The organism is Psychrobacter sp. CX21 (assembly GCF_057396255.1).
Genome location: NZ_JBXYJG010000004.1, coordinates 163,553 through 190,005, shown reverse-complemented (window position 1 = coordinate 190,005; position 26,453 = coordinate 163,553). Strand labels below are relative to the sequence as shown.

The window sequence follows — 26,453 nt, the reverse complement described above, 5'->3', positions numbered from 1 at the left end:
TTTTAATTTTTATAGGGATATAAATATGACAGCTTTGTCTACACTCCATACCGCAATTAACTCGCATAAAATAGGGTTAGCTTCGCTGATTTTATTAACAACTATGGGCTTAACCGCTTGTTCTGATAATAGTACTGATGCAGTAACTGAAGGTGATACGCCTGAAGAAACGGTTAAAGGCACTGACACTGAAAGTGGAACTGAAACGGTGGCAACTGATAAGCTTGAGACCAAATTTGCAACACTAGCGACAGGCGGTGCTTCAGGTCCTTATAATATTATAGGCACCTCACTAACCGAAGCTTTTAATCAAACCTATGGCGTAAACTCCAAGACTCAGACCACAGGCGCATCAGTGGAAAACATGAATCTTATCAATCAAGGTAAGGTCGAAATGGCATTTGCCATGAGCGATGTAGTAAACGATGCTGTTAAAGGCCAGAATAACTTTACTGCACCCATTACTAAGGTGCAGCAAATCGCAGCTTTATATCCTAACTATGTTCAAATCGTAACCTCGAAAGATTCAGGCATTACCAACTTTGAAGACTTACGTGGCAAGCGCATTGCAGTTGGAGCTCAGAACTCAGGAGTTGAAGTTAATGCACGCAACTTGCTTAAAGGCTTTGGCATGAGCTATGAGGATGTTAAAGTAGATTATTTGGGTTATGCTGAAGCAGCAGACGCTCTAAAATCTGGCAAATTAGACGCAGCGTTTTTAACCAGTGGTTTACCCAACTCTTCATTAATGGAACTAGAGCAAGGTTTTGATCTACAATTGGTTAGTATTGATCCTGCTAAAGTGAACGAAATCGCTCAAGATCAAACTTATTTTACGGCTAAAGAAATTCCTGCCGGCACTTACGGTAATGAGACAGCCATACCCACTGCCGCGATTATGAATGCGTTTGTTGTTAGCTCAGATTTGTCAAAAGATGATGTGTATAAGCTCACAAAAACGTTTTTTGATAGTCAAGATAAGCTTAAAACGGCACACCAAGCAGCGGCTGGCATTAGTCTAGAAACTGCGCAACAAGGATTGGTCGCGCCGATTCATCCAGGTGCTAAGCGCTATTACGATGAGCAAAATGCTAAATAGATAGCTATGGCAATCGGCAATTAGCAATCGTTTATCGAGAAAGTTAATCTTAATGATATTAAATAACCGCGATCAGCACTGGCAACACCACCATGCTGGTCGCTTTTTATTTGTAAAGACTTTGATAATAAGCCTATTAGCTTTGGGCTTGCTAATTTATTTGGTTAGTTACTGGTTTTTGATACCTCATAGCGTTGTAACGGTGAGTTTTAACAATTATCAGTGCCTACTTGAAGATGATTTTGAAATTAAATGGATGCACTCGGTTGAAAAACAGTGGTGGATTGAGAGTTATAAAAAGCAGGGTGATCAGCTCCTATTAACAGATACCTATTTTGAAACCTTTGGTGCGGGTACACCATCTACCGGGACAATAGGTAGGCCAGACGGTAAATACCCTCAATATACCCATTATTCAATCAATACGACATTGCCATATTTGAACTGGATGATATCAAGCAATATTAAAGCGCAAATAATACTTAACCACAATAATGACACCTTCGACAGTTTACCTATTTATAAATGGGTAGACGGTTATACCAACATTTATATAGCAATACGGAAGCTCAACCTATGGAATCTAAGACGACAGGAATCTTGTTATGAGTACATCCCGCCCAAGTAGCGGAGGCATAAATAATCCCGCAACATCTAGTATACCCACCAGCGCTATTCCAGCACCAGGAGCAGCTATTCCACCCTATGATGAGTTGCCTAATGTTGATGTTATTGATGAAGATGCACCTACCGCAGAGCAGCAGCAGAAAATACTAGAGAAGTTCGATCGCGAGTCGATTACAAGGCATCTTAAAAATAAAAAGGTAAGTTGGTTGATTGCGGCGATAGCGATCTTATACGCAATTTTTCATTTATACATTACTTTTAACCCCATGCCTGCTTTGTTACAGCGTGCTATACACGTAGGCGTTGGTTTCGGGCTTATCTTCCTGATTTATCCTGCTACTAAAAAAGCATCACGTTTAAAGGTGGCTTTCTATGACTGGATTTGGTTCTTGATGTCCTTGTCAGGTGTTGTGTATTTAATGATGGAGTATCAAAACATTGTTACGATTCGCGGCGGCATACCCAATACATTAGACATTGTATTTTCTATAATTACCGTACTTTGTGTATTGGAAGGTACAAGACGTATCACTGGGTTTATATTGCCATTATTTGCATTGGTATTTTTAGCATATCCATTTTTTAGTCATCTCGACTTTATGCCGGATAGATTACTGACCAGACCGTATGATATGGGTGATATTTTTGGGCAGCTTTATCTTAAAACTGAAGGATTATACTCTACAGCCATTGGGGCGTCGGTAACGTTTATCTTCCTATTCATTCTTTTTGGCGCATTTTTATCACGTTCAGGTATGGGGCAACTTTTTAACGATTTAGCGCTTGCGTTAGCTGGGCACAAACAAGGTGGGCCTGCAAAAGTTGCGGTGATTTCCAGTGGCTTTATGGGTAGTATCAACGGTGCTGCGGTTGCTAATGTCGTGGGTACGGGTGCGTTCACTATTCCTTTAATGAAAAAGGTGGGTTACCACAAAAATTTTGCTGGTGCAGTGGAGGCAAGCGCTTCCGTAGGCGGGCAGGTACTACCTCCTATTATGGGTGCCAGTGCTTTTATTATGGCCGAAACCACAGGCGTTAAATACAGTACCATTGCTTTGGCGGCTTTATTACCAGCTGTGCTTTATTACTTAGGAGTGATTGCACAAGTTCATTTTAGAGCGGGTAGACGCGACCTAAAAGGTATTGCTAAAGATAGCCTGCCACAGTTAAAAGAAGTGATGCGCGCGCGCGGGCATATGCTATTACCCATTATCTTTTTGGTAACGTTATTAGCCAAATCGGTACCAGTTGGTTTTGCTGCGGCTTACACCATCGGGTTTACGGTTTTAATCAGTATGATTAAAAAAGAAACGCGCATGAGCTTCACGGATGTACTTGGCGCTTTAGAAGACGGAACGCGTCAATCGCTGGCGGTAATGGCAGCGTGTGCGGTGGTGGGTATTATCATTGGTGTGGTGAGTTTGACCAGTTTTGGTACAGTAATGACTTCATCAATAGTGACCCTAGGGGCCGGCTCGTTATTGCTAACCCTTATATTAACAATGCTGGCTTCAATGGTACTTGGTATGGGATTACCTTCTATTCCAGCCTATATCATCACTGCGACTATGGCAGCACCGGCACTGGCTGGTTTTGATATTCCTATTCTATCAGCACATATGTTTGTGTTTTATTTTGGTATATTTGCCAATATAACCCCACCTGTTTGTTTAGCAGCCTTTGCTGGAGCAGGGATAGCTGGTGGTGACCCGATGAAAACTGGTTTTCAATCTCTAAGATTAGCTTTGGCTGGGTTTATCGTGCCGTTTATGTTTATTTATAATCCAACCATGTTGATGATTGATCCAGTAGGATTGGCAGTAACCGCTAAAGAATTCCCTTTGCCACCTATATTAGACATTATTACTGTGGTATTCACTTCAGTAACTGGTGTAATAGGGCTAAGTGCTGCGGTTGAAGGCTATTTTAAAGGTCCAATGAATGCTGTCACTCGTATTATATTAGGAGTGGGCGCCTTGTTGCTTATTTATCCTGAGCTGATGACCGATGTGGTAGGTGGAATAATTGTACTAGGTATAGTGATTTTAAATATCACTGCCAATAAATCAAATAAAAAACCGGTACAAGTTTCTACACTATAAAGTTAAACTATAAAGCTAAATTCTGTGTTGAATCTAAATAGGTTCTATTTTAATAACAAGTTAATTGTTTTAATAGCAAGTTAATAGTTCAAACTTAAAAAGGAGACCTAGTTATTAGGTCTCCTTTTGACTTTATTTCATAATTATGGTTTTTATTAACAACCAAGCTTACCTTCAGCTTCTAAAGCCTTTTTACTGCGAATAGGCGTAGGGCAGTCTTCACCATAGTATTGACGATCTGCAAAGTAACTTGAGCGTACCATCGGTCCTGCCCATATACTAAAGAAGCCTATCTCTTTTCCATAATCCATATAACGCTGGAACTCATCGGGGTGCACATAACGCTCAACTGGAGCATGGTTTTTACTAGGTTGTAAATATTGACCAATGGTGATCATATCAACATCATGTGCTTTTAAGTCATCAAGTAAAGCATAGACCTCTTCTTCAGTTTCACCAAGTCCCACCATAAAGCCGCACTTAGTTGCGATATCGGGACGACGTGCTTTGTACTTTTTAAGCAGATCGAGTGAATGTTGATAATCCGAACCAGGGCGAAACGCTTTATATAAACGAGGCACCGTTTCGATATTATGGTTAAACACATCTGGTGGTGTCTCAGTTAATAAATCTAAAGCCACCTCCATACGTCCTCTAAAATCAGGAACAAGGATTTCTATCAAACAGTTTGGGCTTAAAGCTTTTGATTCATTGATAACCTCAACAAAATGTTGAGCACCACCATCTTTTAAATCATCGCGATCAACTGAGGTGATAACCGCATACTTAAGACCTAGGCCTAAGATTGTTTCTGCGGTATGACGTGGCTCATCAGGATCAAGGTTGTTTGGTCGGCCATGTGCCACATCACAAAACGGGCAACGGCGTGTACATATATCACCCATAATCATAAAGGTAGCCGTACCATCACCGAAACACTGAGGTAGGTTGGGGCAGGCGGCTTCTTCACACACGGTATATAGTTTTTGTTTACGCAGTGTCTTTTTGATGCGATCGACCTCGGCAGGAGATGACATCTTAACGCGAATCCAATCAGGCTTCTTTTTAGCCTTTTCTGTAGGAATAACTTTGATAGGAATACGTGCAACCTTATCATAGCCGCGTAGTTTCTCACCTTTCACCGCTTTTTTTGGCTTTGGCTTCAGTGACGGTACATGAGTTTGTACTATTACAGTCATAATAAACTTATCTCTTAAACCGTTATTAAATAAGGGTTTTGAATCGATCATTCGATAATAAATAATTATTGTATTATATCAGAGTATCGATGTTTTAAAGTCATATTCGTGCACAAGCGTCTGATGCTCAGTGCAGATCCAATTTCGCTTTTGATCTAATTCTTATGAACGACTAGTTCTGAATAAGTAATTAACCCATTCACAACTTTTTAAACTGCCTTGTAGGCTATGACTTTAGGCCAGAAAATTAAAATTTTTTTTCATATTGCTGGGCTAAAGTCACAGCCTACGTCAAGAGTTGAAGGTGATGTAAGTAATTATAATCAACTATTTATAATTTATTTCCATTTCTTCAAACACTTCAATAGCGGCCCTAAAAGCTTCTTGAGTAGTAGGCGCCCCGCAATACAGCAAGCTGTGCATTAAGACTTCACGTATCTCTTCTACAGAAGCGCCATTGTTAATAGCACCTCTAATATGACCTTTTAATTCATTTGGACTTTTTTGAGCAATTAAAAACCCTAATGTTATTAAAGATCGATATTTACGAGGTAATATTGAGTCATCCTGCCACGTCGTTCCCCATGCGTGTTCAATAATCCAGTCTTGTAAAGGCTGGGTAAAAGAGGTGGCAGCATCTAATGAACGCTGGACATGCGCCTCGCCCATAACTTCGGTACGAACTTTAAGGCCTTTATTATATTTATCGTTTTTTGACATACGTGGTTATCCTAATATAGTGATTATAATTTAACTTTAACGTATAAAGTGCTTAAATATTATGAACGTTTTATATATTCACACGTTATAAAATTGACAATACTGATGTTCAGCACCATCAAGCTACGTATAAATTTATATCTTAAAACTCTGTTTCAAATCAATAAAAACACTAATTTATCATAATTATATTAGGGGCTGTATAGAATTGCTTAATTAGGACTGCTGACAGCTACCAATTAATCCAAGCTGTGTTCCAAACTAGGCGTTAATCGACGATAATGACTGAAGCGTATTGGACCTTAGATAGGTTTACAACAACGTTTGGGGCAATTTTAGCATCAGCCTTGAGAACGGTTCTCGAGCAAAGCACTCCTTTGCCCGTTCGCAAGGTGAGAGCTGTGCTCGAGAGGGGGGCAGGGATATTTTTTGCCAATATATTGTGACATTCAATAATTAAGGGTTCTAACTTAGAACGACTAAGTGTCTAAAATTTCCCAGTATATTGCCTAAAAAATAGCCTCTGTCAGTTCCATGAATCAATTCTATACAGCCCTAGTAATTTAATAAACATTGTGAACTTTAATACTCTTATTACAATTAATGCCAAACTATTAATAAATGGTGTAGATATAATATCTAAAATAAAACAGATAGGCATATCTTTTCCATATACCGTATTTCAATAATAAATGATGATTATAGTCCCTTATTACTAATGTATAACGCTATTAGGATTAACTTTTGCCGCGTTTTACGCTATATTAGTAGGGATATTTAAACCCACCTGCAAGGCCCTGGCAGCCAATACATAAATCCACTGAAATCAGATGATTGGTCAGTGGATTTATCAATGTAGCTACCTTAGCCTGCATTTAAATTTAGAGGACGCTATTGTGTTAGATGCATATCGTAAACATATTGAAGAACGTGCCGAACTCGGTACAGTACCACTACCTTTATCTGAGCATCAGACTGCAGATTTGGTAGAACTATTAAAAAATCCTCCAGCGGGTGAAGAAGAGTTCTTGATGGACTTATTGGCGAACCGCGTACCAGCGGGTGTTGACCAAGCAGCATATGTAAAAGCCGCTTTCTTAGCAGCTATCGTAAAAGGCGAAACAACCTCACCTCTTATTGACAAACAAAAAGCAGTCGATATTTTGGGTACCATGCAAGGTGGTTATAACGTATTACCATTAGTTGAAGCTTTAGAAGACGAAGAAGTTGCTGAAAATGCTGCTGAAGCGCTTAAAAAGACATTATTAGTATTTGATGCGTTCAATGACGTTACTGACAAAGCTGAAGCGGGTAATCAAAAAGCTAAAGAAGTAATTCAATCTTGGGCCGATGCAGAGTGGTTCTTAAATCGTCCAGAAGTACCTAAAATAACAACTTATACTGCGTTTAAAGTAACTGGCGAAACCAATACTGATGACTTATCTCCTGCACAGGATGCTTGGAGTCGTCCGGATATTCCACTGCATTCATTAGCCATGCACAAAAACTCTCGCGACGGCATTCAAGCTGACGAAGAAGGTGTCCGTGGTCCTATGACACTTATTGATGAGCTTAAAGAAAAAGGCCATCCACTAGCTTATGTTGGTGATGTAGTAGGGACAGGTTCTAGCCGTAAGTCAGCTACCAACTCTGTACTTTGGTTAATGGGTGATGATATTCCTAATGTACCTAACAAGCGTGCAGGCGGTCTTGTATTAGGTGGTAAAATTGCGCCTATCTTCTTTAATACGATGGAAGACTCAGGTGCGCTACCTATCGAAGACGTTGAAGTTGATAACATTGAAATGGGTGATGTGTTTGACATCTATCCACATGATGGCAAAATCACTAAGCATGATTCAGATGAAGTATTATCTACTTTCAAACTGAACTCTGCAACGCTTCTAGACGAAGTACGCGCCGGTGGCCGTATTCCTTTAATCGTAGGCCGTGGTCTGACGAACCGTGCACGTGACTATTTAGGTTTAGAGCATTCAGACGTATTTGCTAAGCCTGAGCAGCCTGAAGAATCTGACAAAGGCTATACGTTAGCTCAGAAGATGGTAGGTAAAGCTTGTGGTATGGAAGGTGTACGTCCAGGGATGTACTGTGAGCCTAAGATGACAACCGTTGGTTCTCAAGATACTACCGGTCCTATGACTCGTGATGAGCTTAAAGATTTAGCTTGTCTAGGCTTCCAAGCCGATTTAGTCATGCAGTCTTTCTGTCACACAGCTGCTTATCCAAAGCCTGTCGACGTTGAGACTCAGCATACCCTTCCTGACTTCATCATGAACCGTGGCGGCGTAAGCTTACGTCCTGGTGATGGTATTATACATAGCTGGCTGAACCGTATGCTTCTTCCTGATACGGTTGGTACGGGTGGTGACTCGCATACGCGTTTCCCAATGGGTATCTCATTCCCAGCAGGGTCTGGTTTGGTTGCATTCGCTGCTGCGACTGGGGTTATGCCACTAGATATGCCTGAGTCTGTACGTGTTCGTTTCGTTGGTGAGCGTCAGCCTGGTATTACTTTACGTGATCTAGTACATGCTATTCCTTTACAAGCGATCAAAGAAGGGTACTTAACGGTTGATAAGAAAGGTAAAATCAACGAATTTAACGGCCGTATCTTAGAGATTGAAGGTCTAGAAGATCTAACTGTTGAGCAAGCATTTGAATTGTCTGACGCTTCAGCTGAGCGTAGTGCTGCTGGCTGTACCATCACGTTATCTGAAGATTCAGTTAAAGAGTATCTAGAGTCAAACATCACACTACTTAAGTGGATGATCTCAGAAGGCTATGGTGATGCACGCACACTTAGCCGCCGTATTGAAGCAATGAAAGAGTGGTTAGCGAATCCAAGCCTCATGCGCGCTGATGCAGACGCTGAGTATGCTATTGATATGACCATCGATATGAGTCAGATTAATGAGCCAGTATTATGCTGCCCGAACGATCCAGATGATGCTAAGACGTTAGCTGATGTTGCTGGCGACAAAATTGATGAAGTGTTTATCGGTTCTTGTATGACTAACATTGGCCACTTCCGTGCAGCGGGTAAATTACTACAAGAAGTACCTGCGGGTAGCCTCAAAACTCGTTTATGGATTGCGCCTCCAACTAAGATGGATGCACGCCAGTTAATGGAAGAGGGGTATTACAACGTTTATGCTCAAGCTGGCGCACGTACCGAAATGCCAGGGTGTTCACTATGTATGGGTAACCAAGCACGTATTGCACCAGGCTCTACGGCGGTTTCAACCTCAACGCGTAACTTCCCGAACCGTTTAGGTCAAGGCGCGAATGTTTACTTAGCATCAGCTGAGCTGGCTGCGGTTGCTGCCGTACTTGGTAAACTGCCAACGAATGATGAATATCAGCAATACGCTGGCATGCTAAACAGCATGGGTGATGAGGTATACCGTTACATGAACTTCGATCAGATGGAAACCTATTCTGAAGAAGCGGATAAGATTAACGTGGCGCAATTGGCTTAATTTTATTTAAGTAATATCTTATAAACAATAGCTCTCGTATTAATATACGGGAGCTTTTTTGGTTTCTATAGTCAGCGAAATACTAAACGGTTACGGTGTTAACCTCGCTCACCCTACTATATTAGTACTTACACTTTATTGCGATGTAACCATTTTAGTTTTTTTTAATTATATATGTTGTTTTAATTAATATTATAAATTAAGTCTATCAAGATAAGTTTAAAATATAATAATTTAGATTGGCTGAATTTGAATGGCTTAGATAATCAATTTATACCCAAAATAAAAGCTACCATTGGGTAGCCTTTATTTCACTCGTTATATAGCAAAGTTATTTGCCAATATAAACGGGTTGTCGTTTTTCAACAAAGGCGGAGACTCCTTCGATAAAGTCATCCGTTTTTGCTAACCGAGCTTGCTGATGAACTTCCATATCTAAAGCTTCATTTAAGCCTGCATAGGCATGTGTGTTTAACATATGTTTCATAGTGGCTAATGCAACGCCTGGTAGACGGCTTAAACGCTTCGCTAAAGTGAGTACAGTATCATCGAGCTTATCTTGAGTAACCACTTGATTTATTATATTTAAATCTGCCATATCTTGAGCACAAAATTTATCACCGAGCATCACAAGCTCAGTTGTTTTGGCAGCGCCCACCAGTTGGTTCAATAAGTAAATACCCCCAGCATCAGGTACAAGACCAATATGAACAAAAGCCTGTAAATATTTAGCAGTATCGGTAGAAATTCTAAAATCGCAGGTTAATGCTAAGTTCATGCCAGCACCTGCTACAGCGCCTTCAAGTTTTGCAATGATAGGTTTGTGAATTTTACGAAGTTTTAAACTTACCTCTCCTGCGCCTTCTACCATCGATTCTAATTTGCTAGAAATTTTGTCTTTATCAATCCCATCAGATAGCATCTCTTTTATATCGCCACCGCTAGAGAAGTTACCACCAGCACCTTGCAAAATAATCACTCGTACCTGTTCATCTTTTTCTGCCGCATCTAGCACTTTTAGAACACCATTTTTCATAGTGGTGTTAAACGCATTTAAGCTATTTGGGTCATTTAAAGTGATGGTAGCTATGTGATCTTCAACTTGGTATAACACGGTATCTTGAGATTGGGTCATTAGCGAAATCCTTAAATTATAAATAGTTATAAAAGATATGATAAATCGATCAAAACAAGGGGTTTACCTTTAATACATATTGGCACTTGAACTTAGTAGATATAGGGGCTGTATAGAATTGATTAATTAGGACTGCTGATAGCTACCAATTAATCCAAGCTGTGTTCCAAACTAGGCGTAAACCGCTGATAATGCCCGAAGCGTATTGGACCTTAGCTAGGTTTACAACAACGTTTGGGGCAATTTTAGCATCAGCCTTGAGAACGGTTCTCGAGCAAAGTATTGCTATGCCCGTTCGCAAGGCGAGAGCTGTGATCGAGTGGGGGGCAGGGATATTTTATGCCAATATATTGTGACTTTTAGTAATTAAGGGATCTAACTTACTATTCTAACTTAGAACGATTAAGCTGCGAAAATTTACCTGCATATTACCTAAAAAATAGCCTCTGCCAGTTCCATGAATCAATTATATACAGCCCCTAGTTAAAGACTTTAAAATTATTGTAAAATGTTTAAAAGAATTAGCGGCTGAACGATTAATAAGCGCTTTTCTCATTAAGCGCTAAAGACAATAAGCGCCACAATCAATAAGCACCACAATCAATAAGTACATTGAAGAATTTAAGAGCAGGCTTCTGCCACGATTCGTAGAAATTTATCAACTTCATGTTCTGGAGTGGCCCAAGAGGTCACAAGTCGAACAATACTGCGTCCATCATTTAATTGTTGCCACTCATAGAAACCAAAGTCCAACGCAAGCTTTTCAATGAGATTAGTATCTAATATAGCAAAGACTTGATTGCTATGGGTAGGAACAGACAGTTCAATACCATAACTGGTGAGTCCATTTGCAAGTTTTTTGGCCATGTTGTTTGCATGCATGCAAAGCTCGATATACTTATTGTCTTTTAATAAAGTGGCAAATTGTACACCCAATAAAAAACCTTTAGCCATTAAAGCGCCCTGACGTTTTAGATAGGTATCAAAATCTATAGCAATATTTTGATTGGGTATAATTATAACTTCACCAAATAAAGCCCCCATTTTGGTACCTCCGAGCCAGAATATATCGGTCAGTTCTGCAAAGTCGGCTAAAGTAACGGTTCGTTCATTGTCTTGAGTAGTTGTATAAGCAATAGCTGTACCTAAGCGAGCACCGTCCATAAACAATAACATGTCATGTTCACGGCAGTAGTTCGATAACGCTTTAAGCTCTTGGTAGCTGTATACTGTACCAAGTTCTGTTGAATTGGAAATATAAACGGCTTTAGCACGGACCACATGTGGTTTAAAACTATGACGTACCCTAAGCGTCTCGATAGCGTCAATGGTTAATTTACCGTTTGTCGACTCAGCGATAATAACTTTATGACCTGTGGCTTCAATAGCGCCTGCCTCATTCACCGCAATATGACCAGTATCACATGCAATAATACCGTCTATCGGGGATAACATAGCATCAATACAAACTTGATTGGTCAAAGTTCCTGTCGTACAAAAATATACGGCAGTGTTTTCGTCTTTGAGTTCTTTTCTAATTAAGCGCCGCGCAGACTCACTGTAGTCATCATTGCCATATCCGCCATATTGATGTAAACCTGTCGATTGAATAGCTTGAATAACATCGGGATGAGCGCTTTCGCTATAATCATTATAAAAATGAAACATATGAGAGTATTCGCTTTTATGGTTTAATTAATTAGGACTAAACTTTTTTATTCATCATTCTCAAAGGCGGCATCTGCCATAAAGTGATCGGGCGTTAGGTTTATGAATCGTGTGTATTGACCTTCAAAGGCGAGTCGAACCGTTCCTATAGGGCCGTTACGCTGCTTACCTATGATAATTTCTGCCACACCCTTTAGATCAGAATTTTCGTTATAAACCTCATCGCGATAAATAAAGGTGATTAAATCGGCATCCTGCTCAATCGCTCCAGACTCTCTTAAATCTGACATGATAGGACGTTTATTGGGACGGTTTTCTAAGCTGCGGTTGAGCTGAGACAAAGCGACCACAGGACAATTTAGCTCACGCGCTAAGGCTTTTAAACTTCGAGAAATCTCTGAGATTTCTTCAACACGGTTACCACTTAAGCTAGGGACTTTCATCAGCTGCAAATAATCGACAACAATCATGCCTAATCTGCCATCATGATTTTTAGCAATTCGGCGGCAACGTGAACGTAACTCAGAGGGGGGTAGGGCGGTGCTGTCATCGATGTATAAATGCTTATCTTGTAAATGGGTTATCGCATTCATCATTCGCGCCCATTCGTCTTCATTCATCTGTGCTGAACGCAAATTGGTTTGATTAATTTGACCCCACGACGACAACAAACGAAGCACAATAGATTCCGCAGGCATCTCCATCGAAAATACAACAACTGGTAGGTCTTCATTGAATAACACACCTTCAGCCAAGTTCATCGCAAATGTCGTTTTACCCATAGATGGACGTGCTGCCACAATAACTAAATCACCAGCTTGCAGTCCTTGAGTTTTATTATTTAACTCAGCAAACGGGGTTCTTAAACCTATTAGACCGCCAGGGTTGTTTTTAATTTCATCTAATTGTTCGACCACATTGGATATAACATCAGTCACTTCTCGAGGGCCACGTTGTTCAGCACGTTTATTATGTTGTTCATTAATAGAGAATATTTTTGATTCAACGGTGTCTAAAATATCACTAACACCCCGATCTCTAGGGTCATAAGCCAAAGCCAACATCTCATTACCCGTAGTAATCAGCTGTCTTAACGTCGACAGTTCACGTACGCGCTCTGCATAGGATTGTAGATTAAATAGAGTGCCCGGGCTTTGGGTTACAATATCGGCCAAGTAGCTTTCGCCGCCTGCCGCTTTAAGTAGCTTTTGAGAGCTTAACCAATCATGAACCATAATGGTATCATAAGGCTCTCCAACCATCGCTAAATGAGTAATTGCAGCAAATATATGCTGATGTCGACCCGCATAAAAATCGTCTTTTGATACGATGTCAGAAATTTTATCAAAGGATTCCTCAATGCTCATCAAGGCAGCAATTAAAGCTTTTTCAATGTCGATATTATGAGGCGGCTGTTGACTGAGTAAGTCAGTCAATCCTGCATCATTGTTACTGTCTTGTGTGTTGTTCTTGGACTTTTTTTTGGTTTCTGCCATAGTTATATAATCTTATTCTTAACCTTAATCATAGTATCGTTAAGAAAACTTAATATTAATAGGTTTAAATGAATTCGCGAGTTAAATAGATAGGGTTAAATTGAATAAAGAATCGAAGATCGTAGCAGGTAAAGTTTACCACATTGACCGTGTACAAAAGATGAATTTAGCATTTAATAAGCCTATAAATGTATGAGCAAAATTAAAATTAACGATAGCCATGCGAGTAAAGCAATATGAACAATAGCAATATTAACAATAGTTGTCATAAAAATAGCAGTGATAAAGATAACAATATAAATAACAATAACAATATCAGCGATTCATTTTCGAATGACTCTAATTCTTTAACAAAGCTTAGTACAAAACAGTATAGGCTACCTTTAATAGTTACCTCAGGTGAACCTGCCGGCATAGGTATGGATATTATTTTACAGCTTGCGGCATCAGGTAAACTTAGTGAACTAAATCGACCAGTTATCGTTTTGGCTGATGAGCAAGCATTAATAGAGCGTGCTAATCTTATATTTAATAAAGCCATCACAAAGGATTCTAAGCAGAATCAAACTACAACCTTGCCTAACGAGCTTAGCACTATTAAATGGATACGACTGTGTAACATCAATGAATTAACGAGTATTGAAGATAGCCATATTGAAGATAGCAGTATTGATGAAAACAGTATTAACAAAACCAGTATTTATAAAGATAGTATTGATAAAGATAGTATTGATAAAACCAGCATTAAAAAAAGCAATCAAAGCAGCATACTTGAAAGCACTAAGCCTGATAACACTAATCCTAATAGCACTAATCCTAATAGCATTAAAATTGAAAGCACTAAGATTAACTGTTATCTAACCCAAGTTACTAAAGAAAATCCTATGCACAATGATGAAGGATTTTATTTGATAGATGTGCCATGCACTGAGCCAGTCATTCCTGGAAAATTAGTGGTAGATAACGCCCATATGGTTATTGAACAGCTTGAACTGGCTAGCCGCTTCGCTAATTCTGGTGGTGTTGCCGGTATTGTGACCGGACCACTGCAAAAGTCGAACCTTATTGATGCTGAAATCACGCTTGATGATGGAACGATGTTCACAGGTCATACGGAGTATTTCATGCAAAAAAGTGGCTGTGACAAAGTGGTGATGATGCTTGCGAATAATGTGATGAAGGTTGCCTTAGTCACAATACATTTACCCCTTAGACAGGTTGTTGATTATGTGACGCCTAAGAACGTGAGACAAACTGTTCAGATTGTATTGAATGATCTTAAATCAAAATTTGGCTTATCTGATCCTAAAATACTGGTTTGTGGATTAAATCCTCATGCAGGTGAGGGCGGACACTTGGGTGAAGAAGAGATAACCATTATAAACCCTGTACTTGAGGACTTTCAAAAACAGGGGGTTAATATATCTTTAGCGATGCCAGCCGACACTGTATTTACTTCAAGACATCTTGAGGACTGTGATGCGGTGATTGCTATGTATCACGATCAAGGGTTACCTGTTCTTAAGTCGCACGGATTTGGAGATACAGTGAACCTAACCTTAGGACTACCCTATATTAGAACCTCTGTAGATCATGGTACCGCTTTAGACTTAGCCGGTAACCTTATTGGTCAAGGAGAAGCCAGTAGTAGTAGCCTATGGCAAGCGCTTTTTATGGCCGATAATATGGCGTCCTCTCAAGAAATGTTGTGAAATCAACGGATCATAATTCAACCTCTAGTTGTGCTAGAATGAAAGACCAAACTAATATTATCGGTAACAGCTATATATTTATGACGCATTCAAATTTACCTAAACATCCTCTTGCTAATAAATTACAACGTATGGCCAAACATCAGCCTAGAAAGCGTTTCGGTCAAAATTTTTTACACGACAGTAGCATTATCGGTCAAATAGTCGATTCAATTAATCTCAATAGAGAAGATAATTTAGTTGAGATTGGACCGGGTATGGGCGCCTTAACTGAACCACTGTTAGAACAAGTTGATGCCATGACGGTTATTGAACTGGACCGAGATTTAGCGAGTAGTTTGCGTATTCGTATTGGCGCAAATAGCCATGAAAATTTTAAAATTATATCCGCGAATGCGATGGATTTTGATTACGCGACTTTATACGATGCTAACAATGATGCACCCAAAAAACTGCGTATCGTAGGCAATCTACCTTATAATATATCAACCCCGCTATTGTTCAAACTTCTTGAGTATTCAGACATTATTGAAGATATGCACTTTATGCTGCAAAAAGAAGTGGTTGAACGCATTACGGCTGATGTAGGTAGTAAGATATATGGCCGATTATCAATAATTATGCAGTATCACTGCGAAACCGAATATCTGCTTACAGTACCACGTGGGGCATTCAACCCACCTCCAAAGGTAACAAGTGCCGTATTTAGATTGCGTCCCCATCGCGTCAAACCTGTCACAGCAGAAGATGAACAGACTTTTGCTATCGTAGTACGCGAAACCTTTAATCATCGTCGTAAAACACTACGTGCTATTTTTAAACAGTCATCATTTTTACCTCAGTTGACAGACGAAGATTTCGCTTCAATTGATATATCAAGCTCTGCACGTCCCGAGACATTGGACGTGAACCAATTTGTAAAACTGTCAAATTTAGTTACCCAACGTCAATAGTGTCCACTTCATAAAGTTATGGTCAGTAGAACAGTTTAAAGTAAAATTTTAAATATAAATTTAGAATAGTAAAAAATTAAGTATAGTAAAAATTGAGTGATTTTATGAGTTGTCGTGCCGAATATGTGATTGGCGATTTACAAGGATGCTATGCTGCATACCTTGAATTATTAGATAAATTAGACTTTGATCCTAAACAGGACAAACTCTGGTTTGTGGGAGATATTGTTGCGCGTGGAGATGATTCTCTTGCGACACTAAGACATGTAAAAAATCTATGTGATCAGAATGCGGCTGCTATTGTACTTGGTAATCACGATATAACACTCATTGCAGTATGGCGCGGTATAATTAACCTTAAAGATAAAGACAAGACCCAACCTATTTTTGAAGCTGAAGATTGCGACGAGCTGCTCCACTGGTTACGCAAACAACCTTTGCTAAGATGTCCCGACGACAGAACTGTCATGGTACACGCCGGAATTCCACCACACTGGACCATTAGTCAAGCCCAACGCTACGCGCGCGAGGTAGAGGTACAGCTTTCAAGTAGCTTACATCAATTAGATAGGGTGCTACCGCATTTATATAGCAAGTATCCTGATGAATGGTCTGAGCAGCTAAACGGATTCAGTAGAATAAGAGCCATTACCAATTACTTCACTAGAATGCGCTTATGTAAAGCAGATGGTTCACTTGAATTTGACTTTAAATCAAGCTTAAGTGATGAGATGCCAGATAGCTTTAGACCTTGGTTTGAATGGGATGTACCGCGCAAAAGACAGATATTATTTGGTCACTGGGCGGCATTAAAGGCTGAAATAGACTTACCTCATGCACGAGCATTGGATGGCGGATGTGTGTGGGGCAATTGTTTAGTTGCCTATAGATTGAGCGATGGCAAAACCATTACATCTTCAAAAAATTGTCCCAAGAATTAATAAACGTTAGCAAATCGGATTCTTACAAACTTTGATGACCTTTGAGCTTTGATGACCTCTTAACTTTAAGGACCCCTTAATTTGGAAGATTAGGGGGTTTTTTAGGTTTTGGTAAGGAGTGTTTTTTATCCCCCTGTTCTTGAATGGACAGGTTTTTATCCTTAGAAGTCTGTTGGTTTGAAGATAACTTGTTGTGTTTGTCTACAGAGGTTAATTCAGCAATGCGCGTCGTTTTATGAGGTGAGCTGAGTTGTCTATCAGGTTTGTCAGTAGCTTGTTTATCGCTAACTTGTGCCCCGTTATGGATCTTATTTTGCATTAAATTTTCAGGTATATCATTCGTTAATATTACCTTTTTAGCGGGTTTAGGGTTTACTTCTTTCCCATCAGCGCTGGCTAGATTCTGCTGCAATTGTTTCTTATGTTTTATCTCATCTATTTTGTCCTTATCAATGGTCATACCTTTTGGTAACACTTGAATCTCGGATAAGTGACGAACTGCTGACTTTGATTGTATATTTGCTGATACAGCATTTGATGGCGAGTTAGCAGTATGGCTACTGTCATTATTATCTTCATAAATCATCTGACCTTGTTCATTGATATGTGCATATTGCATAGGCTCAGGTCTTGGCCAAAAGAAATCACGGGTATTGGTAACCATATGATTGAGTAATAAATGACCGAGAGTTTTCCATTCAGAGAACTCAACGCCTTTTGATCGAAGAGCAACCATTAACGCTAATGAAAAGCTAACCATCAAGTTAATTATACCGATTAAGGCAACCCCTAATAAAGAGATAAGAACCAAAGTGATGCTAAAGTAGTCCGCTGGAATGTTAAAGATACCATGTGCAAAATTAGCAGATGAAAACGCAATATGGCGTATATCAAGAGGTAAACCAAATATAAACCCAATAGTTGCGGTACTACCTAAGAATACACCGAACATAAAATTACCCATTATTGCACCCAAATTGGATTCAACAAATGCGCCCAATCGCTCCGTCTTTTTGACAGACATAAATTTTAGTAATAGTTTGTGTCTTCCTATCCGTTCACCAATATCATTAAACACAGCTAAGTTGTCATAAAAACCTGCTATCAGACCTGCCATAAATAAATAAACGCCCGCAATAGCTGCATGAAAAAGAGCTAGGGAAGTAATAGGGTTTAAATCATCAAGTAAATATTTTGCTTTATCGAAGTTTATAATTGGATCGCCAGTAAATTGCACCCATGCAAAAGAGATAATCAACGCCAATGGCATGGCTATCAAAACATTACCCATAATGGCTATAAATTGAGTACGTAAAATATCAACCATGATTTCTGATAGTTTGGAGAGTCGTTGAGTCCGCTTGCCCGACCCGTCAGAAATTGTTGAAGCAATAGCAGCTGCTGTCATAGCGGGTTGTTTGGTAGCTACGGTTCCATGAATAATATGAATAAATACAAAACCCAGACCATAAATCATACTGTAAACAAATGCGCGGCCCATAGGAGCCAAATCTAAGTTATAAGCTAGTATTTTAAGCGTTGCCATAAATGCGATAACAAAACCGCCAATAGCAGCCTTCTTAAACATTTTTTTATAGCCCGCTTTATTAGTACTGATATAGTGCTCGCCAACGCGACCTGAATTTTCAGTGACTTTACGAGATAGCAGCTCCGTATTGGTGCGAAATAGATAACGTATGCTGTACCGCTGTTTAGCACTAAAAATAAGAACCTGACTAAGCTCAACAATGGCCTTATCGCGATTTAGATGTTCGTTAGACAATAATTCGCTCAATACTCTTAGGCGGTTAATTTTCTGCTCCAACCGCAGTAGCATATTGGTCAAACGTATAGATATGCCAGTTTTATAAATGCGCTTGCGAATAGTGGATACGGTATTATCACACTGTTCGAGCATCACTAATAAGGGGTCGGTAGAGACAGGCTCATCTCCTTTATTTTCGGGACGACCTTCTAAACCTTGCTCGTTACGATATTCGTTAGCAAACAGGAGCGTCTCTTGGTTTTGAGCAACAAAAGCAGCTGAATAATCAATCATCTCGGGGTAGGCTTTCATTAAATCTTGATGCAATCCCAACCCATTTATACGATATGACAAGACGACCATGGCGTTAATAAGGTTGTTCTTTACCTCAGCGACCAATTCGCTGTCAATATCGCCTTGAGACAATATGTTGATTAATTGCTCCCACAATGTGGTGTCAATTAAGTCTAGCCATTGATCATCATCTCGATCATCGAAGAGGTAGTCTATAATCTCTATCATATTGTCATCATCAGGTAATAACGGTAGAAAGCGATGACCAACCAACCGCATCACATTATGTACAAAACCGTATCCTAAGATACCCGTGTCGGTAAATAGAGACATTTTATAGTGCGTATTTAATAAAGTGAGAACAAAGGTGGTCAGACCAACCGCATAATCAGGGTTGGACTTTAATATATCGATAAGCTCATCAATTTTGACATTCGCGGATTGTTGAGCGTTTTTATCATCATGACTGACCCTAAGCAGATCAATAAGCTGTTTAAGAACATAGGGCTCTGGTACATGTTGTAGCGCTGTTATCTTATTTAAAATACGCTCAAGCTCACTCACTAAAATATCCTCTGAATTATTAATGTCAAATCAATTTTTACTTTATGATTATAAGGTTAGAGATGTTAAGTTTAAAATATTTTTAACGGCTATTGAAATATAGTTAATCTTAAGTTTTATTACTTTTTACTTATAACATTGTGTTAATAGTTACGTGTATAAAGCCTGCCGTGTATAAAACAGTCATGCTTTTATCATCTATGACCGTTCTTTACTAATGCAAATATCATGCTATATTACGCGCTAATAGTGAGAAATGTTTATAGCTAATTTGTAGTATAATTCCTGAGAGCATGTATCAGATATAATTAATAAAACTATTAATTAATTTACCAATAAGCCTTCATTAAATAAATCCTTAATAGAAATACAACGCTCAACAAAAAACAACGCTCAACAAAAAAGACAACCCTTGGTTGTCTTTTTAAATTAAATAATAAGAAAATAAATATATAACTATAACCTAGCTGACATTCTCTTCAAAATAAGAATGATCGAATGCCATAATGGGGTCACTACCTGCTTTAACCATGTCAGCGTGAGCACGTATGCGTGGTAAAATGCGCCCGACATAATAGTCAGCTAATTTTAATTTATCAGCATAAAACTCGCCTTCTTTATCGTGTGCCGCTTCTACCATCATGGCAAACATGAATGAATAGCATAAATAGCCCATGGCATGTAGGTAATCCACCGCGCAGCCATTGATTTCACTTTTACGAGTCGATAAGTTAGTTAAAACGGTTGATGTAAGCTCTTCGATCGTATCAGCAGCGTCTAATGTCGCTTGTTTAATCTTATGTTCAGCTTTCATAGTAGATACGAAATCACGAATCTCACCTAAGAAATTCTCAAGGTATTTACCATTATTACGAACGATTTTACGACCTAATAAGTCGAGAGCCTGAATGCCATTTGCACCTTCGTAAATTTGAGCAATACGGGTATCACGAACGATTTGCTCCATACCCCATTCACGAATATAACCATGACCGCCAAATACTTGCTGACCATCAACGGTGGCCTCTAATGCTTTGTCAGTCAAAAATGCTTTAGCAATTGGCGTTAATAACGCAACACGGCTCGCAGCAGCTTTAGCATTGTCGGCATCGGTACTAAATTTAGATTCATCCAACTGTTTGGCAACATACATCGCAAAGCAACGTGACGCTTCAGCATTAGCGCGTGCATTTAACAACATACGGCGCACATCAGCATGATGAATAATGCTGTCAGCAGGCTTCTCTGGGCTTTGAATTTGAGTATCGCTACGACCTTGCCCACGCTCTAACGCATAGGCTGCGGCATTTTGATAAGCAAGCTCAGTACCACCTAAACCTTGTAGACCCATGGTTAAGCGCTCGTAGTTCATCATTACGAACATCGATGATAACCCGGTGTTTTCAGCACCTACCATCCAACCTTTAGCGTCGTCGAAGTTCATTACACAAGTTGCTGAGCCTTTGATGCCCATTTTATGTTCGATAGAACCGCAAGATAACGTATTGCGTGCGCCTAAGCTACCGTCTTCGTTAACTAAAAACTTAGGTACGATAAATAGTGAGATGCCTTTAGAGCCTTCTGGCGCATTGGGTGTTTTTGCCAATACTAAATGAATGATGTTCTCGGTTAAGTCGTGTTCACCGGCAGTAATAAAGATTTTAGTACCAGAGATGGCATAGCTACCATCATCATTTGGTACGGCTTTGGTTTTGATGATACCCAAGTCCGTACCCGCATGAGGCTCAGTAAGACACATTGTGCCTGACCATTCGCCAGAATAAATTTTTTCAAGGTAGGTTTCTTTTTGTTCATCACTGGCAGCAGCTAGTAAACATAGTGAAGCACCGACAGAAAGGTTAGGATATAAAGCAAACGCTTGGTTTGCAGTAAATACCATCTCCTCGGTAAGCATTGTTACCATTTTTGGAAAGCCTTGACCGCCATACTCAGGATCGCCGCCAAGACCAATCCAGCCTGCTTCAGCATACTGTTTGAACGCATCTTTAAAGCCTGCAGGTGTGGAGACAACACCATCGCCTTCATACTTTGCGCCTTCTTCATCACCACTACGATTAAGAGGTAATAAAACGTTTTTAGACAGCTTAGCCATCTCTTCAAGCACCATGTTGACGGTATCCATATCAACATGAGCTAAATTTTCATTGGCTTGCCAAAATTTCTCGACATCAAATACGTCATTTAACATAAAACGCATTTCATCTAATGGGGGATTATAAATCGCCATAATGATCCTTTTATTCTTTATGATTTTGGGATTATTTGTGAATATCTACTTAACTAAACTTACACATATCAATAAGATATGACGACCGGCAATCATTTTTGAATCGTCTAGAAGTAAAGCGTAGCCGCTCCAAAAATAATTACCAGTCGTTAATCAAAGGGGTAAATTATATTTTGCTTAAATTCAGTACTTAAGACAAGTGCTACACATCGATAGTAGCACTTGATTGTTAGCCTAAGTAGCGTTTATTCGTTACAATTAAATTAGAAAGCGAACTGGTCTACATCCATGCTCATGTATGGCTCAACTCCAGTGGCGATACGAGCTACATGTGTACGAGTACGTGGCAACAGCTTACTAAAGAAGAATTGTGCTGTCTTCACTTTAGCGTCATAGAAACCCGTTTCAGTGGTATCACCTGTCAGCGCTGATTTAGCAACCACTGCCATACGTGCCCATAAATAAGCAAAAGTGACGTAACCGCTATAGTACATGTAGTCAACAGATGCCGCGCCAACTGCCAATGGGTTTTGCATCGCTTCTTTACCGATATTGGCAGTAATATCTGCCCACTCTTTGTTTAAGTCAGCAAGTGGCTTGATAAACTCACTCATTGACTCGTCACCTTCGTGCTCTTTACAGAATTTATGGATAACTTTGGTAAAGTTAGCTAGCAGCTTACCTTGTGAGCCCAATACTTTACGACCTAACAAATCAAGGGATTGAATTTCAGTAGTGCCTTCATATAAGCAAGCAATACGCGTATCACGAACATTTTGCTCCATACCCCACTCACGAATAAAGCCATGACCACCGTAAACCTGTACGCCATGGTTAGCCGCTTCATAACCTGTTTCTGTTAAGAAGGCTTTAGCAATAGGTGTGAGTAACGATAACATTTGATCGGCGTACTGTTGTGCTTCGCCTTCACCTTTATTTACGGTATCGGCAAAGAAAGATAAATAATAGATTAAAGCACGGCCGCCTTCAGCAAACGCTTTTTGAGTCAATAACATATTACGTACAGGCGGATGTACAATAATAGGATCAGCTTCTTTTTCTGGTTCTTGCGGGCCTGCTAATGAACGCATAGCCAAACGATCTTTAGCATATTCTAATGAACCTTGAAATGCCAATTCAGATGCCGTTAGACCTTGCACAGCCGTACCAATACGGGCCACGTTCATAAACGTGAACATACAGTTTAGACCACGATTTTCAGGACCAACGAGATAGCCTGTTGCTTGGTCAAAGTTCATCACACAAGTGGCAGATGCTTTAATACCCATTTTATGCTCGATTGAGCCACAAGTAACACCATTGCGCTCACCTAAGCTGCCATCAGCGTTTATATTAACTTTAGGCACAATAAATAATGAGATACCTTTAGTACCTTTAGGGGCATCTGGAAGACGCGCAAGAACAATATGAATAATGTTCTCTGTCAAATCATGTTCACCTGATGAGATAAATATTTTTTGACCTGTAATTGCATATGTACCATCATCGTTTGGCACAGCCTTAGTACGGATAAGACCCAAATCAGAACCGGCATGCGCCTCAGTTAAGCACATAGTGCCCGACCACTCGCCTGTAACCATTTTATTAAGATAGGTTTGCTTTTGCTCATCACTACCATGATGCTCAAGGGTTGCAATAGCACCATGACCTAAAAGTGGATACATTGAAAAAGACCAGTTTGCCGTACCAATGATTTCATTAACGACCGTGCCTAATGAAGAGGGCATACCCAAACCACCAAACTCTTCATCAGCGGATAGTGCTGCAAAACCTAATTCACAGTACTGTTGGTACGCTTCTTTAAAACCAGTCGGGGTGGTGACCACGCCATTATCAAAATGGCAACCTTCTTCATCACCGGTACGATTTAGCGGCGACAATTCGTTTTCGGCATAGCTTGCAGCTGCTTCAAGATAGCTATCGACAATGTCACTTTCAACTTCTTCATACTCAGCCATGCTTTTATAGTGAGAAGTGCTGTCTAAAAGCTCATGTAAAACGAACTGCATGTCTCTGATAGGGGCTTTGTATTGCATACTAATATCCTTTATTGGGTTCATTCAAATGAATAGGGCGAATCACGATTCAAGATGGGCAAAAGATGAGAAAAAATTAAACGATAAAGAAAGATTAATAATCACTTACGATTAAAAGTCATTTATATAATGAACTTTCATGGCGAATTCCAGTTATTAATTTCTACAGTTAATATCTGGGTTTAATTTCTATAAATAATTTTAACTATTAGGACATAAAAGATAGATGTTAAGCCATTATATTACAAGCCTTTGGCTAGACTTATAAGTCACAAAAACTTTGTTGAAAAATTAAAAATGATGCTGATTTTTGAAGTATTAGTGCTTAAGACGCTTATGTATAATATTGAACAGATGACATTTTTGAGATTGCCATTAATGTTGAGAGAGCGGCCACAGGGGCAGTCTCTGTGCGCAGTACACGGTTACCCAGTTGCCAAGGCAAATATCCCTTTTCACGAGATAATTTATACTCTTTATCAGATAGACCGCCTTCGGCACCGATAAGGATATTAAAGCGGGGTGTCACATACATTGACGTAGAGGAAGTCGTTGAGAGTGAAGTGTTAGAGGTAGAAGAAATGTTAGAAGTAGTGAGCGATTTAGAATCAGATGTAGCTTTAGCACCTGATGACATCATATCACTAATATATTGATGCACTTTAATTTTACAGTCTTCTTCAGTATTAGGTACGGCCAGCACTAAATTTAATGACGGGTTTCTTGCATTGTAAATTTCAGGGTTGTTTACATTATCAGCTTTATCAGTTAACCGACCAGGTCCAAGACCGCTTGTTTGACCTCTTGTATCATTTAAGCCTTGGTATAAATCATATTGATTGAAGTAATTGCTGTAATAGTCGCTTTCAACCAAGTACTGAATAGAATCATGTACCTGACCTCTATCACCTTCTAAATACGATACTATGGATATTGGTGACAATACTAAAGTAGGGCAGTTAAGCCCACACTGCTCGCAGGCGGATAAAGCAACTAGTTGCCAATGTTTAAGCTTTTTATCAACTTGAGAGGATTTTAGTTTAACTTCACTATATTGGCTAGTAAGAAGCTGGATTGAGGTGGCGCCTAGTTCAGTCGACTTTTGAATGGCATAGTCCATTCTGTCTCCGCGACTCATGACAATGGCTATATTTGTTAGATAATCAGACGTTCTATCAATGGTTGAATGAGATAAAAGCCTAACGGTTGCGTTTTTCTTATCTATTGACTCCAGCTGTACAGTTGACTCGCCGCCTAAACCATCAAATAAGATACTTTGATCACCTATCTTGGCGCGCAATACGCGGCACCAATGATGAAATACATTCTCAGGTAGCATAAGAGAACTGCCAATATTAAGGCTATTTAATGACGGGGAAGCGTTTTTAGAAACATCCTCAAAGTTCGTACTTGAAATTGAAGAATAAAAAAAACGACGCATGGGATTATCCCTCTTCTTGCACAGCATGTTGAACAGGGGATAGACCTAATGATCCTACCAAACGTTTATTTGGCTCAATGCGATTCATGCTATAAAAATGTAATGCAGGCACACCCTCACAAATTAAATTCTCACATAGACGGTGAACAACTTCAAAGCCGAACTCTCGAATAGCTTTACGATCATCACCGTAATCTGCTAACTGTTTGCGGATATAACGGGGTATATCAGCGCCACAGCTATCAGCAAAACGGACCAAATTATTTGAATTTGTAATAGGCATGATACCAGCTACTAGCTTGTGCTTATCCGTATCAACTCCACGCTTTTCAAGCTCAGCACGGAGATACAAATAACTCTCTGTATTGTAAAAAAACTGTGTGATAGCTGAATCTGCACCAGCATCAAACTTATTAATTAGATTCTGAATATCAAAATCAAAGCTTTTTGCTTGAGGATGCATCTCAGGGTAAGCTGCTACTTCTATCTTGAAGTGATCACCTGAATGCTCACGAATAAAACGGACTAAATCGACTGCGAAAGGTAACTCGCCCATACCCACTTGACCTGAGGGCAAATCACCACGCAGCGCAACAACACGATCTATATCTATGGATTTATAGAAATCTAAAAGTTCGGCAATCTCATTCTTATCATCACCGATACAAGAGATATGCGGAGCAATAGGGGTGTTTGCACGCTTTTGGAGCGCTTCTACAATACCTAAGGTACGCTCCCGGGTAGTTCCGCCTGCACCATAGGTTACTGAAAAATATGAGGGAGATAGCTCATTTAAGGTATCAAACGTTTGGCATAACTTTGCCACCCCGTCATCAGTCTTGGTAGGAAAAAACTCAAAAGAAAATTGAGGTTTGTTCATGTGTGGTCCTTTGTAAGGAGTTAAAAGGCACTAATGTTTGCTAAAAATTAAT

General features: G+C 39.6%; 17 protein-coding genes. 7 read left to right on the top strand and 10 right to left on the bottom strand.

Annotated elements, in window-relative coordinates:
* Window positions 1–25: 25 nt before the first annotated feature.
* The 3 genes from AC2SLP_RS04215 to AC2SLP_RS04205 are packed head-to-tail and all read left to right on the top strand — an operon-like array spanning window position 26 to window position 3,828.
* On the top strand, window positions 26–1,099 hold the full coding sequence (locus tag AC2SLP_RS04215; RefSeq protein WP_486535378.1) for a TAXI family TRAP transporter solute-binding subunit: 1,074 nt from the start codon (window positions 26–28) through the stop codon (window positions 1,097–1,099).
* A 52-nt stretch (window positions 1,100–1,151) separates the two neighbouring features.
* The gene (locus AC2SLP_RS04210) at window positions 1,152–1,727 is read left to right on the top strand and encodes a DUF1850 domain-containing protein (protein ID WP_486535377.1); all 576 of its coding nucleotides are present in this window, start codon (window positions 1,152–1,154) and stop codon (window positions 1,725–1,727) included.
* Entirely contained in the window at window positions 1,705–3,828 is a 2,124-nt protein-coding gene (locus AC2SLP_RS04205; protein WP_486535376.1) for a TRAP transporter permease, read from the top strand. Before AC2SLP_RS04210 ends, AC2SLP_RS04205 begins: the two co-directional genes overlap by 23 nt.
* A gap of 155 nt (window positions 3,829–3,983) precedes the next feature.
* On the opposite strand, the gene lipA is transcribed toward AC2SLP_RS04205, so the two are convergent.
* Both lipA and AC2SLP_RS04195 read right to left on the bottom strand, forming a co-directional pair.
* The gene (gene lipA / locus AC2SLP_RS04200; RefSeq protein WP_486535375.1) at window positions 3,984–5,027 is read right to left on the bottom strand and encodes a lipoyl synthase; all 1,044 of its coding nucleotides are present in this window, start codon (window positions 5,025–5,027) and stop codon (window positions 3,984–3,986) included.
* 327 nt (window positions 5,028–5,354) lie between these two features.
* A complete protein-coding gene (locus tag AC2SLP_RS04195; RefSeq protein WP_486535374.1) occupies window positions 5,355–5,747 on the bottom strand; it encodes a carboxymuconolactone decarboxylase family protein in 393 nt (130 codons plus the stop codon).
* Between the two features lie 896 nt (window positions 5,748–6,643).
* Between AC2SLP_RS04195 and acnB the strand changes: the two genes are divergently transcribed.
* Window positions 6,644–9,247 (top strand): bifunctional aconitate hydratase 2/2-methylisocitrate dehydratase, encoded by a 2,604-nt coding sequence (gene acnB, locus AC2SLP_RS04190; protein ID WP_486535373.1) that lies wholly within the window; start codon window positions 6,644–6,646, stop codon window positions 9,245–9,247.
* Window positions 9,248–9,578: 331 nt separating this feature from the next.
* On the opposite strand, the gene AC2SLP_RS04185 is transcribed toward acnB, so the two are convergent.
* The 3 genes from AC2SLP_RS04185 to dnaB all read right to left on the bottom strand — a co-directional run bounded on the left by AC2SLP_RS04185 (window position 9,579) and on the right by dnaB (window position 13,546).
* Window positions 9,579–10,382, bottom strand: a complete 804-nt coding sequence (locus AC2SLP_RS04185; protein ID WP_486535372.1) for an enoyl-CoA hydratase/isomerase family protein — start codon at window positions 10,380–10,382, stop codon at window positions 9,579–9,581.
* Between the two features lie 621 nt (window positions 10,383–11,003).
* Window positions 11,004–12,050, bottom strand: coding sequence for a threonine aldolase family protein (locus tag AC2SLP_RS04180; RefSeq protein ID WP_486535371.1), 1,047 nt, complete (start codon window positions 12,048–12,050; stop codon window positions 11,004–11,006).
* A gap of 47 nt (window positions 12,051–12,097) precedes the next feature.
* Entirely contained in the window at window positions 12,098–13,546 is a 1,449-nt protein-coding gene (dnaB, locus tag AC2SLP_RS04175; protein ID WP_486535370.1) for a replicative DNA helicase, read from the bottom strand.
* A gap of 236 nt (window positions 13,547–13,782) precedes the next feature.
* Between dnaB and pdxA the strand changes: the two genes are divergently transcribed.
* The 3 genes from pdxA (at window position 13,783) to AC2SLP_RS04160 (ending at window position 17,152) form a co-directional block, all read left to right on the top strand.
* Window positions 13,783–15,258, top strand: coding sequence for a 4-hydroxythreonine-4-phosphate dehydrogenase PdxA (pdxA, locus tag AC2SLP_RS04170; protein ID WP_486535369.1), 1,476 nt, complete (start codon window positions 13,783–13,785; stop codon window positions 15,256–15,258).
* 80 nt (window positions 15,259–15,338) lie between these two features.
* Window positions 15,339–16,211: a 16S rRNA (adenine(1518)-N(6)/adenine(1519)-N(6))-dimethyltransferase RsmA gene (gene rsmA / locus AC2SLP_RS04165; RefSeq protein WP_486535424.1), complete on the top strand. Its 873-nt coding sequence runs from the start codon at window positions 15,339–15,341 to the stop codon at window positions 16,209–16,211.
* Window positions 16,212–16,315: 104 nt separating this feature from the next.
* Window positions 16,316–17,152, top strand: coding sequence for a symmetrical bis(5'-nucleosyl)-tetraphosphatase (locus tag AC2SLP_RS04160; RefSeq protein ID WP_486535368.1), 837 nt, complete (start codon window positions 16,316–16,318; stop codon window positions 17,150–17,152).
* Between the two features lie 76 nt (window positions 17,153–17,228).
* Here the strand turns inward: AC2SLP_RS04160 and AC2SLP_RS04155 are convergent, their stop codons facing one another.
* From AC2SLP_RS04155 to AC2SLP_RS04135, 5 genes are all read right to left on the bottom strand, one after another.
* Window positions 17,229–19,775 carry a site-specific recombinase gene (locus AC2SLP_RS04155; RefSeq protein WP_486535367.1) on the bottom strand — a complete coding sequence of 849 codons (2,547 nt, stop codon included), beginning with the start codon at window positions 19,773–19,775 and terminating at the stop codon, window positions 17,229–17,231.
* A 463-nt stretch (window positions 19,776–20,238) separates the two neighbouring features.
* On the bottom strand, window positions 20,239–22,023 hold the full coding sequence (locus AC2SLP_RS04150; protein ID WP_486535366.1) for an acyl-CoA dehydrogenase C-terminal domain-containing protein: 1,785 nt from the start codon (window positions 22,021–22,023) through the stop codon (window positions 20,239–20,241).
* 263 nt (window positions 22,024–22,286) lie between these two features.
* Window positions 22,287–24,080, bottom strand: a complete 1,794-nt coding sequence (locus tag AC2SLP_RS04145; protein ID WP_486535365.1) for an acyl-CoA dehydrogenase C-terminal domain-containing protein — start codon at window positions 24,078–24,080, stop codon at window positions 22,287–22,289.
* A 334-nt stretch (window positions 24,081–24,414) separates the two neighbouring features.
* Window positions 24,415–25,521: an RsmE family RNA methyltransferase gene (locus AC2SLP_RS04140; protein WP_486535364.1), complete on the bottom strand. Its 1,107-nt coding sequence runs from the start codon at window positions 25,519–25,521 to the stop codon at window positions 24,415–24,417.
* A 4-nt stretch (window positions 25,522–25,525) separates the two neighbouring features.
* Window positions 25,526–26,401 carry a methylenetetrahydrofolate reductase gene (locus tag AC2SLP_RS04135; RefSeq protein WP_486535363.1) on the bottom strand — a complete coding sequence of 292 codons (876 nt, stop codon included), beginning with the start codon at window positions 26,399–26,401 and terminating at the stop codon, window positions 25,526–25,528.
* Between the last annotated feature and the right edge of the window lie 52 nt (window positions 26,402–26,453).